General features: G+C 57.3%; 8 protein-coding genes and 2 pseudogenes. 8 read left to right on the forward strand and 2 right to left on the reverse strand.

The window, feature by feature from the left end:
- Positions 1 to 87: 87 nt before the first annotated feature.
- The 4 genes from PV407_RS19740 to PV407_RS19755 all read left to right on the forward strand — a co-directional run bounded on the left by PV407_RS19740 (position 88) and on the right by PV407_RS19755 (position 5,885).
- Entirely contained in the window at positions 88 to 975 is an 888-nt protein-coding gene (locus tag PV407_RS19740) for an AraC family transcriptional regulator (RefSeq protein WP_332091696.1), read from the forward strand.
- A 19-nt stretch (positions 976 to 994) separates the two neighbouring features.
- Entirely contained in the window at positions 995 to 1,897 is a 903-nt protein-coding gene (locus PV407_RS19745) for an alpha/beta hydrolase family protein (RefSeq protein WP_332091697.1), read from the forward strand.
- Between the two features lie 321 nt (positions 1,898 to 2,218).
- Positions 2,219 to 3,754 (forward strand): ATP-binding protein, encoded by a 1,536-nt coding sequence (locus PV407_RS19750; RefSeq protein WP_332091698.1) that lies wholly within the window; start codon positions 2,219 to 2,221, stop codon positions 3,752 to 3,754.
- A 97-nt stretch (positions 3,755 to 3,851) separates the two neighbouring features.
- The gene (locus PV407_RS19755) at positions 3,852 to 5,885 is read left to right on the forward strand and encodes a bifunctional diguanylate cyclase/phosphodiesterase (RefSeq protein ID WP_332091699.1); all 2,034 of its coding nucleotides are present in this window, start codon (positions 3,852 to 3,854) and stop codon (positions 5,883 to 5,885) included.
- A 95-nt stretch (positions 5,886 to 5,980) separates the two neighbouring features.
- Here PV407_RS19755 and PV407_RS19760 read toward each other — a convergent pair whose 3' ends face one another.
- Positions 5,981 to 6,325: a DoxX family protein gene (locus PV407_RS19760; RefSeq protein ID WP_332091701.1), complete on the reverse strand. Its 345-nt coding sequence runs from the start codon at positions 6,323 to 6,325 to the stop codon at positions 5,981 to 5,983.
- 108 nt (positions 6,326 to 6,433) lie between these two features.
- Between PV407_RS19760 and PV407_RS19765 the strand changes: the two genes are divergently transcribed.
- Entirely contained in the window at positions 6,434 to 7,132 is a 699-nt protein-coding gene (locus PV407_RS19765) for a Crp/Fnr family transcriptional regulator (protein ID WP_332091703.1), read from the forward strand.
- Between the two features lie 50 nt (positions 7,133 to 7,182).
- Here the strand turns inward: PV407_RS19765 and PV407_RS19770 are convergent.
- Positions 7,183 to 8,040: pseudogene (locus PV407_RS19770) on the reverse strand (LLM class flavin-dependent oxidoreductase); the annotation flags it as partial.
- On the opposite strand from PV407_RS19770, the pseudogene PV407_RS19775 reads away from it, so the two are divergent.
- The 3 genes and pseudogenes from PV407_RS19775 to PV407_RS19785 all read left to right on the forward strand — a co-directional run.
- Positions 8,024 to 8,758: pseudogene (locus PV407_RS19775) on the forward strand (dihydrolipoamide acetyltransferase family protein); the annotation flags it as partial. The pseudogenes PV407_RS19770 and PV407_RS19775 sit on opposite strands and share 17 nt — an antisense overlap.
- Positions 8,759 to 8,762: 4 nt before the next feature.
- Positions 8,763 to 10,175 carry a dihydrolipoyl dehydrogenase gene (gene lpdA, locus PV407_RS19780; protein ID WP_332091705.1) on the forward strand — a complete coding sequence of 471 codons (1,413 nt, stop codon included), beginning with the start codon at positions 8,763 to 8,765 and terminating at the stop codon, positions 10,173 to 10,175.
- Positions 10,176 to 10,610: 435 nt separating this feature from the next.
- Positions 10,611 to 11,602, forward strand: a 992-nt coding sequence (locus PV407_RS19785) for a 4-hydroxyphenylacetate 3-hydroxylase N-terminal domain-containing protein (RefSeq protein ID WP_332091706.1), incomplete at its 3' end; no start/stop codon positions are given.

Raw genomic sequence — 11,602 nt, forward strand, 5'->3', positions numbered from 1 at the left:
GTCGACCTGCGGCAATTCCGCAAAAAAAATCAAAATAAGTCGATCGCATTATATTATAGTTGTACTAGCTCCATGGAGGCTTTGAAAATGAATTATACGGAATCGGTAACCAAAGCGATCGCTTATATCGAAGAGCATCTGGCCGGCGACATCACACCGGAAGAAATAGCGGCACGGGTAGGATACTCCCCTTATCATTTTCACCGGATTTTCCAATCGGTCACGCGAAGCTCCGTTTCGGAGTACATAAGGAAGCGGAGACTGACCCATGCGGCGTACGATTTGTTTTATTCCGACCTCCGCATCGTAGAGATCGCCGTCAAATATCGGTTCGAATCGCAGGAAGCGTTCACCCGCGCCTTTCAACACCTGTTCTCGATTACGCCTGGACAATTCCGCAAGCAAACGGATATGAAGGACACGCTGTTCCGGACGATGGAGAAAAAGGCATTGGACGAGGCCGGGTTGAAGCATTTGCACGAAAGAATGAGTCTCGAACCCGTTTACGTCGCTACGGGAACGCTTCAACTGGTCGGAATGGAAATACGGGGCGTCAATTCCCGCGATGTCGGCAGGCTGTGGAGCCGCTTCAGGCAGCGTGCGGCCGAAATTGCGACAAGGCGGGGCCCCGAATCCGTTTTTTATGCGTTAATCGAACTTACCGGTGTACGGTGGGAAGTTTCCTATACCGCATGTGTCGAGGTCGAAGAAGCGGGGCGACTTCCCGAAGGGATGGTCTATAAAGTTCTCCCTTCCGGAACGTACGCCGTATTTTCCCACAGAGGATCGCTGGAGAGATTGTCGGATACGTTCGATTATATTTACAACATATGGCTGCCGAAATCGGGGAAACTGCGCACGAACGATCCGGAATTTGCGCGATACGATGAAAGATATTTGGGGCCGACGAATGAAAATTCGGAAATTGATATTTACATTCCCATTAACCCGATATCGCAGCGGGAACGGAGCTGAAGGAAAGGAACGATTTTGGATGAAGCATAACGCGGAAATCAAGCGGGGCTATGCCGGCTGCCGCGAAGTGAAAATAACCGACGCCGCTCTAGGAATCGCATTTCCGATGACGGTGATATATCCGGCAGGGACGCCCGAACATGCGGACCGTTTGGGCCCCTATGCATTGGAGCTGGCAAGAGATGCGGAACCTTCGGAAGGACCGTTTCCTCTGGTCATCGTCTCTCACGGCACCGGCGGTTCGCCGCTTGTATATCGGACGCTGGCCCGGCACTTGGCGCGCAGCGGCTTTATCGTCGGCTTGCCCGAGCATCCGTACAATAACCGAAACGACAACAGCTGGGAAGGTACGGTCCGGAACCTCGCCCATAGACCCGAACACGCTCGAATGGCCGTCGACTGGTTTTTCGCAAACGAGCCGTTCGCCGGAACCGTAAAACCGAATGCCGTTTCTTTCATCGGGCATTCCATGGGAGGATATACTGCATTGGCGGCGGCGGGCGGCGTGCCGACTTCGTTTCCCCACGAATCCCCCGACGGTAAATCGCAGCTCATCGAGGTTGCGCCGGATCCCCGAATCCGGTCTCTGGTTTTGCTGGCGCCGGCGTCGGTCTGGTTTCGGGCCGAAGGCGCTTTGCGCGCGGTCAATATTCCCATTCTGATGCTGAATGCCGAGAAAGATCCTTATACGCCTCCCCTGCACGCGCAAATCATACTGGAAGGCGTAGCCGACCGGAACAAGATTCGATTTAGGACGGTCGAAAACGCCGGACACTTTTCCTTTCTGAGCCCGTTTCCGGAATCGATGAAAGCCCCGTCGTTTCTCCCTTCCCAAGACCCTCCCGGCTTCGATCGCGACCGTTTTCACCAAACGCTTCAGGAGGAAATATTGGATTTTCTGATCGCTGCAAACGAGCCGTGAAGTGTCGCAAAAGGAGACCGGGCGCCGCGGCGGACCGATAGGGTGACGATGAGGCGGCGAATCAAAGCCGTCAGCGCTGCCCGAAGATGGAAGCGAAGGGATATTTCGAACGATACAAAAGCGTCGATCCTTGCCGATCGGCGTTTTTTCTTTTTTCAAAAAAAAACGCATAGCCAAAAGCGTTTATGCCCTAATGTACCGGTGGTTGCGCAGCCGTTTCGCAAACTAAATCTATGTTCTCCGTCTGGTTTACTGTATGATAAAAAAAATGCGGAAATTCGAGAAGAAGGTGAGACAGCAATGGATGACAAGAGGGAACAAATGGAGCGAGTACTCGAGCTGGAGCGACTGTCTACCATCGGACAAATATCCGCCGGCATCGCTCACGAGATTCGCAACCCGCTCACGGCGGTCAAAGGGTTTTTGCAGCTCATGCAAAAGGAGCACGATAGCCGTTATTGGGAAATCGTCAATTCCGAACTGGAGCAAGCCATTTCCACGGTGCAAAATTTGCTGGCCGTTTCCAAGCCGGAGACGAACGACGAGAATTGGACCGTCGTCAATTTGTGCGAAATTCTTGAAAATACGCTATCGCTGTTCGATCATGAAATGTACCGGGTTCGGGTGGAGAAGCGGTTTTACAATACGAATACGAAAATTTTCGGAAAACGAACCCAGCTGAAGCGGGCGATCTTTAACTTATTGAAAAACGCCTTCGAAGCCATAGAAGGCGAAGGAACGATCACGGTCGAACATTACCGGACGGACAATGTCCTTTGTTTCTCGATCCGCGACACGGGCAAAGGCATTCCGAGCGACAAGCTGTCGATGCTGGGAACCCCGTTTTTCACCACGAAAGCGGATTCGGGCACCGGGCTCGGGTTATCGCAAGTATATGCCACCTTCCACGAACATAAAGCGACGATCCACGTCGACAGCACGGAAAACATAGGCACCAAGTTTACGATCCGGATTCCGATAATGGATCGTCTGGAGGGGCATACGCAGATGAAGCTGGTCATCGATGAATCTATGGATGTAAGGCAGTTTTTTGAGGCCAATCGTCAGCTGTTCAACCGTCAATTGGAAGTCGAAGCGCAAAACAGCTTCGAGATCGTCAGCTCGCTTAAATTCGTCACGACGCAGGATTTGCTGGACCATGCGAATCAGATTTTGTCGCTCGTCCATGACGGAATGACGCAGGAAATTATCCAGCTGGCCCAGGAACGGGGGATCGCTTGGGCGAGGTCCGACGTGCCGATCATGACGAAGATGGAATGGTTTTACGCCTTGCGCAAGGTCATATGGTCGTTTCTCCGCCAATACCATTTGCACGTCGGCATTTCGCCGGAGGAAGTATTCAATTTATCCGAGCGGATCAACGACGCCTTGGACAATTTCATTATTCAGTTTAACGTCGTCTTTACGAAATACAGGGAGGACGTCATCAAATCGAAGCAGGCGATCATCGACGAGCTGACCGTTCCGATCATCCCGATCTTCAACCAGATCGCCGTGCTGCCCTTGATCGGCACGCTGGACGAGCTGCGGATGAATACGGTCGAAGAGAAGCTGTTGGAGGAAATCGAAAAGCGAAACATTCAAAAAGTATTTATCGACATGTCCGGAGCCGCCTTGACGAACGCCGACGTGTTTCTGAAAGTCGTCCGCATCATCGAGGGCATCAATCTTCTCGGCTGTCAGGCCATCGTCACCGGAATCAGCGCGAAGCTGGCGAAAATCATCCTCGATTTAAGCGATTCGATCAAGGACAAGCTGATCGTGGAAAGCACGCTGCAGCAGGCACTGCTTAAAGCATCCTACCCGGGGGGACGGATTGCGTCGACCGAATCGTAACGGGAGCGGCGGCGATCGAAAAACTCCTTTAGCTTGCGCGGTCCGTCCACTATAATGGGATCAAGAACTTGTCGTTACTCGCGGGGAGCGTGCAGCCATGATTTTGTTGCAGGAATCGTATAACGGATGGGTCGTCATGCTCTCCTTCGTCATTGCCGTATTCGCCTCGTACTCGGCTTTGAATTTGGCGGCGAAAATATACGGATCCCAGGGCAAAACGCAAATGTGGTGGCTGGCCGCCGGTTCGTGCGTGATGGGGTGCGGAGTGTGGTCGATGCATTTCGTGGGAATGCTCGCCTTCCATCTGAACGTTCCGGTCAGCTACGATATTCCGATCACCTTGCTTTCCATGCTCGCGAGCATCGTCGCCTCCTGCATTGCATTTCAAATGCTGCTGGCGAAGCGGGTCGATCGGCGGAAGTTCGCGCTGAGCGGTTTATTCATGGGGAGCGGGATCGTCGCCATGCATTACACCGGCATGGCCGCCATGCGTCTTCCCGCCGAGCTCCGCTACGATTGGACCTATTGGGGGCTGTCGGCCTTGATTGCGCTCGTCACCTCTTATGTGGCGCTGTTTCTGTTCATCCGTTTCCGCAATCAGCCTTCCGTCAGCTGGTGGAAATGGGCTTCGGCGCTAGTGATGGGAGTCGCCATTTGCGGGATGCATTACACCGGCATGAAGGCGGCTCAGTTTTGGTGCGGGGACTTGAGCCTGCTCGATGCGTCCGAAAGCGGCCGCATCAATTTCACCCTGCTGGTCGCCGTCGCCTTGACCACGTTTTTCATTCTGCTCGTATCGTGGGGGGCGATGTTTTTGGACCGTCACGTACTGGAGAAAATGGCGTTCAGCGATCCGCTGACCGGACTTCCGAACCGCCACGACTTGAACCGTTATTTGGGCGAGCGCTTGGACGATTCCAAGCCGATCGCCATGCTGTTTATCGATCTGGATCGATTCAAAACGATTAACGATACGCTCGGCCACGATATCGGCGATATGCTCGTTCAAGAGGTCGGATACCGGCTTCGGCTTCTGCTGCGCGAAGGGAGCAAGGCGTTCCGCCTCGGCGGCGACGAATTTCTGATCGTAGCCGAACAAAGCGATCAGGCCGAAGCCGAACGATTGGCGGCCGAAATCCTGAGCGCGGTCACCAAGCCGTTTCACCTGAAAGAAAACGAGCTGTACATCACCGCCAGCATCGGCATCAGTTTGTCCCCCCGGCACGGCACCGATCGCGCTTCGCTGCTCAAAGCATCCGATACGGCCATGTACAATGCGAAAAATACCGGCAAAAACAAATACTGCGTATTCGACGACGAATTGGACAGGAAGCTGTTGCGGCGGCTGGAGCTGGAAAAGGACATGAGGGGCGCGTCGGCGCGTCAGGAGTTTTATATCGTCTATCAGCCCAAATGGGATACGGAGTCGGAGCGGCCGGTAGGAGTGGAAGCGTTGATGCGGTGGCCTCACCCCCGATTCGGCGTCGTTTCGCCGGACGAATTCATCCCGATCGCCGAGGAGACCGGATTGATCATTCCGATGACCCGATGGGCGCTGACGGAAGCGTGCCGGCAAAATAAGTCGTGGCTGGACAAAGGCATGCCGCCGCTAACGGTGTCCGTCAATGTGTCCGTCCGGCTGTTCGAAAGCCAGACGCTGCTCGACATGATTCGAACCGCCCTGGAGCATACCGGGCTGCCCGCCCGCTATTTGGAATTGGAAATAACGGAATCGACGATTTTATACGATGTACGGGACATGATCAAGCAATTGTCCGAGCTGCGCGCGATGGGCGTGCGCATTTCGATGGACGATTTCGGATCGGGGTATTCGTCTCTCGGCTCGCTGGACCAGATTCCGATCGATACGCTCAAAATCGACCGGCTGTTCATCCGCGAGAGCGACTCGCCGTCCAAACGGGCGATCGTCGGCGCCATTATCGACATGGCGATCAAGCTTCGGCTGGAGCTGGTCGCGGAAGGCGTGGAAACGCAGGAGCAGATCGACTTCCTGCGTTCGTCCGGCTGCAGCATCATGCAGGGGTATTATTACGGCAGACCGATGAACGTCGATCAGATCGACGAGTGGCTGCTGCAGTACGCGGACGGCCAGGAAAAACGGAGCGGCTAGACACGGCCGGCCGGTTCCGTTTCGGCTTTGTCCGGCGGAAACGACGGAAGCGCGCGACGAACGGCTCGCACGCTTCTTTTTTTGCGGCCAGGCTTTCACGTGATGAGCAGGATGACGGATAGAACGAGCATAAGGACGGCGTTCACGGCCATTGCCGGTTTATGCTTGGCTCGAAAAAGATGGGCATGAATCGCTCCGACCATTAAAACGGCAAATAAGACCGCTGCGTACGTCGCGTTTGACGGCATCCAAAACGCCGATATCAGGATCGCGACCCCGACCGCCTCCAATGCGGCGATGCCGTACATACCCCACACGGGATATCGGTATTCGGTCCAGTGACGAACCATGGAGCGGGTGCGCAGAAACTTGAACGAGGCGGACAGACTGAACATGACGATCAATACGGCATAAATGACTGGAATCCAAAGCGGTTGCATGACGTTCGCTCCTTTATGATCATTCGCAGCGGGCTGCTTGCAATCCCCAGTATACTCGGGCCGGGCGCCGGAATATGTAGTCCGGAATACAGAAGGAGGGGGGACGATATGGACCCGATCAAATATTTGTCGAGAATCGATTTATTTCGCGGGCTTAGCGGGGAAGAGCTTAGACAATTGAACGCGTTTACGCCCATGCATACGTGTAAAAAGGGGACCGTCGTCGCTTCTCCGCATCTGGAGCGAAAGGCGCTGTATTTGATCAAAGCGGGAAAAGTCCGCCTGTACAAACTGACGGAGGACGGCAAAGAGCTGACGCTCGACCTGCTCAGGACCGGCCACATTTTCGGAGACATGACCTCCTTCAGGACGGAAACCCGCATGTTCGCCGTTACGATGGAAGATTCGGTTATTTGCTCGATCGATCGCGAGCAGTTTCAGACGATTATCGGCGAAAAACCGGGGCTTGCCTTAGCTTACATCGATATCGTGACCGCGAGGCTGAAGGAGGTCGAGGAATGGCTCGAGTATATGGCCTATGGAAGCGTGCGGAAGCGGCTGCTCTTCTTGCTGAACAAGCTGTCGGCGAAATTCGGGGCGGGCGGCGAGGACGAGCCGGAATGGGGGCGGCTGCAGGTCGAACTGACGCATCAGGAATTGGCGAGCATGACGGGGAGCATGCGGGAAACGATAACGCCGCTGCTCAATCGGCTCGTTTCGGAGGGGGTGCTGCGCAAGGAGGCTGCGCGCGGGCCGTATTGGATTCACCGCGAACGGTTGCGGGCCGCTTTGGCGGCAAGCAAATAAGGCCATGAAAAAAGGCGCAAGCCGCTGTCGGCTCGCACCCTTTTTTCGGTTCACTTCTTTCCTTCGACCCGGGTGATCTCCCGGCGCACGAGCGGGGCGACCTTCGTGCCGAGCAGCTCGATCGCGCGCAGCACGTCGCGGTGCGGCATCGTGCCGACGTTGATATGCAGGAAAAAGCGGGTGACGCCCAAGTTTTTGCGCAGCAGGACGATCTTTTCGGCGACATAATCCGAATCGCCGACGTAAAGGGCGCCGCGGAGGCTGCGCGCCGCATCGAACGTCGACCGGTCGTACGGCGGCCATCCCCGCTCGCGCCCGATGACGTTCATCTGGGCTTGCGTGGAAGGGAAAAAGAGATCGGCCGCTTGCTCGGTCGTCTCCCCGACGAAGCCGTGCGAATGCGTCGCGATCGGCAGCTTGTCCGGGTCGTGCCCGGCCCGGGCGGCCGCTTCCTTGTACAGCGCGACCAACGGCGCGAACCGTTCCGGCATACCGCCGATGATCGCGAAGGCGATCGGAAGGCCGAGCGTGCCCGCGCGAACGGCCGACTCCGGATTCCCGCCGCTCGCGATCCAGACGGGGAGCGGGTCTTGTACGGACCGGGGATAGACGCCCAAATTCCGGATGGCGGGACGGTGACGTCCGCTCCACGTCACTTTCTCCGACGCCCGGATCGCGAGCAGCAGCTCGAGCTTTTCTTCGAACAGCTCGTCGTAATCGTCGAGGCTGTAGCCGAACAAAGGAAACGATTCGATGAACGAGCCGCGGCCCGCCATAATTTCGGCTCGTCCGTTCGACAGGCCGTCCAAGGTGGAGAACGCCTGATAGACGCGAACCGGGTCGTCCGAAGACAGGACGGTAACGGCGCTTGTGAGCCGGATCCGTTTGGTTGCGGCGGCGGCGGCCGCGCCGGCGGCCGGCGAACGCGTCGAAGAGCGCGTGCCGCTGAAAGGGATGCGCAAGGCGATCGCGAATGCGATGGTCAAGTCGGTGTACACGGCGCCGCACGTCACGATCATGGACGAAGTGGACGTCACCGCGCTCGTCGAGCTGCGCCAGAAGGCGAAGCCGCTCGCCGAGAAGAAGGGCGTCAAGCTGACGTACCTCCCGTTCATCGTCAAGGCGCTTGTCGCCGCCGTGAAGCAGTACCCGGCGCTCAACGCCTCGATCGACGACGAGAAGAGCGAAATTGTGTACAAAAAATATTATAACATCGGCATCGCCACCGATACCGACAACGGCTTGCTCGTGCCGGTCGTCGCCGACGCCGATCGCAAAAACGTATGGCAAATCGCCGGCGAAATCCGCGAGCTGGCGGCGCGCGGCCGCGAAGGCAAGCTGCAGTCGCACGAAATGAAGGGCGGCACGATTTCGATTACGAATATCGGCTCGGCCGGCGGCATGTTCTTCACCCCGGTCATCAACTATCCGGAAGTGGCCATTCTCGGCACCGGACGCATTTCGGAAAAGCCGGTCGTCAAAGACGGCCAAATCGTCATCGGCAACGTCATGGCGCTTTCGCTCAGCTTCGATCATCGTCTCATCGACGGAGCGACGGCCCAAAACGCGATGAACTACATCAAATCGCTGCTGGAAGATCCGCAGCTTATGGTCATGGAGGTGTAAGCGCATGGTAGTCGGAACGATTACGGTAGATGTCGACGTCCTGGTTATAGGTTCCGGCCCGGGCGGTTACGTGGCCGCCATCCGCGCGGCGCAGCTCGGCAAGTCGGTCGTCGTCGTCGACAAGGCGGAAATCGGCGGCGTCTGCCTGAACCGCGGCTGCATCCCGTCGAAAGCGTTGATCTCCGCCGCTCACCGGTACGAATCGGCGCTGCAAGGATCCGAATACGGGATCAACGTAGGCGACGTGAAGGTCGATTGGGCGAAAGTGCAGGAGTGGAAAAACGGCATCGTCAAAAAGCAAAACGGCGGCGTCAGCTCGCTGTTCAAAGGCAACAAAGTGCAATTCGTCTCCGGCGAAGCGTTCTTCGTGAACGAATCGGTCGTCAGCGTGGCGACGGAAAGCGATTCGACGCAGTACAAGTTCAACCACTGCATTATCGCGACGGGCTCCCGTCCGGTCGAGCTGAAAGCTTTCCCGTTCGGCAAACGCATTTTGTCGTCGACGGAAGCGCTCAGCCTGCCGGAAATTCCGAAAAGCATGATCGTCATCGGCGGCGGCTACATCGGCATCGAGCTCGGCCAAACGTACGCCAAGTTCGGCACCAAAGTGACGGTGCTCGAAGGCTCGGACACGATTTTGCCGGGCTTCGAAAAGGAGCTGTCCCGTTACGTCGGACGCAGCCTGAAAAAGTCGAACGTCGACGTCGTCACCGAAGCGCTCGCGAAAGAAGCGAAGCAAACCGATTCCGACGTGACGGTTACGTACACCGTCGGCGGGGAAGAGAAGCAGGTCACCGCCGAATACGTGCTCGTTACGGTCGGCCGCAGGCCGAACACCGACGAGCTGGGCTTGTCCGCGATCGGCGTTAAAACGAACGACCGCGGCTTGATCGAGGTCGACTCGCAAGGCCGCACGAGCGTGCCGGCGATTTTCGCCATCGGCGACGTCGTGCCGGGTCCGGCTCTCGCCCATAAAGCGTCGTACGAGGCGAAGGTCGCCGCCGAAGCGATCGCCGGACAGCCTAGCGCGGTCGATTACAAAGCGATTCCGGCCGTCGTCTTCTCGGAGCCGGAAATCGCCAGCGTCGGCCTCAGCGAGACGGAAGCGAAGGAGAAGGGCGTGAACGTCTTCTCCGGCCGGTTCAGCTACGGAGCGAACGGCCGCGCCCAGTCGATCGGGGCGAACGAAGGCTTCGTGAAGCTGGTCGGCGACAAAGATACGGGGCTGCTGATCGGGGCGCAAATCGTCGGCGCGGAAGCGTCCAATCTGATCGCCGAGCTCGGACTCGCGATCGAGATGGGAGCGACCGTGGAAGATATTTCGCTGACGATTCATGCGCACCCGACGCTTGGCGAGATCGTCATGGATGCGTCGGAAGGCGCTTTGGGCCATCCGATCCATATGGTCGTGAAATAATCGAAGCCGTTGTATGTTGTATGACGAAGGCGGGGCCGTTTCGGCTCCGTCTTTTTGTCATGCAACGCCGCTTTTCAGCGTCGGGCCGCTCGCTCGCTCGCTCCGGGAGGAGGACCTGGCGTTGTAACGAACCGGATAGCGCTTATTGTCGGGAATTTGTACGGATTGGGATTGGAACGAACTTCAGCATCGTTATTGGGGCGAAATCGGGCTGAAACGGCCGGTTTTGGCGGAAATAACGTTTCTGGAGTTCGTTGCGTTTTGTGGCGGCACTTTTGGGGGCAATAGGTTGTTTGGATTCGTTAGAAACCTGCAAGCCGCGGGACCGGCCCGAATATGGCGCCGCTTCGCGCGGTTCGCAAAATCGGCGCATGTCCCTTTCCGCCTGCCGCGTCCGGCGTATGATATAGCAGCATGTACGAAAGGAGAGCCCTTATGCCGATCAAGAGCGGAAAGCAGTACGTCGATCGTTTGGATCGATCCGGCGCGGAAATATGGCTGCGCGGCGAACGGATTGCCGGTCCGATTTCCGCTCACGCCGCGTTTCGCGGTCTCGTGGCGACCCAGGCGGAGCTGTACGACATGCAGGGCGAGGACGACTGGCGGCAGGCGATGACGTACGAGTCGCCGACTTCCGGCGAGCCGGTCGGGCTGTCTTTTTTGCGTCCGCGAACGATATGCGACCTGCGGCGGCGGAGAACGATGATGTCGCTGTGGGCCGGCCGTCATCACGGCTTTCTCGGCCGCTCGCCGGATTACATGAACACCGCCGTCATGGCTTTCGCCGCGGCGGCCCCGCTGCTGGAGGATCACAGCCCGGCGTTTGCCGACAATATGCGGCGGTACTACGAGCATTGCCGGGAAAACGATATTACGTTATCCCACGCCTTTATCGTTCCTCACTCCGCGCGGATGTCGTCGTTCATGAAAACGCTCGAGCAGCCGGACGCTCCTCATGTCGTGGAGCGGACGAAGGACGCGATCGTCGTCAGCGGCGCCTTTTTGCTCGCGACGCAGGCGGCGACGGCGGACGAACTATTGATTTTCCCGGCGCCTTTGCCGTCGCTGGCGGAACCGAATCCGCACGCGTTCGCCTTCGCCGTCCCGTGCGGCCTTCCGGGAATCCGGTTCGTCTGCCGGGAAAGCTTCGTCGGCGGCGATTCGCCGTTCGACTATCCGTTAAGCTCCAGGTTCGAGGAGATGGATGCGCTTGTCGTGTTCGACCGGGTCCACGTGCCGATCAACCGGGTGTTTTTGTACGGGGACGAAAGCTTGGCGTACCGGTTTATCGAAGAAAGCCATTTCCATACGCACGCGACCCACCAGGTGCTGTGCCGCAACGTCGCCAAGACGGAATTCATGCTCGGCGCGATCGAATCGATCGTCCGGATGCTCGGGCTCCGCACGTATACGCAGGCGATCGATAA

Origin of the sequence: Paenibacillus sp. GYB003 (assembly GCF_036577625.1) — a bacterium.
GTDB lineage: Bacteria > Bacillota > Bacilli > Paenibacillales > NBRC-103111 > Paenibacillus_AB.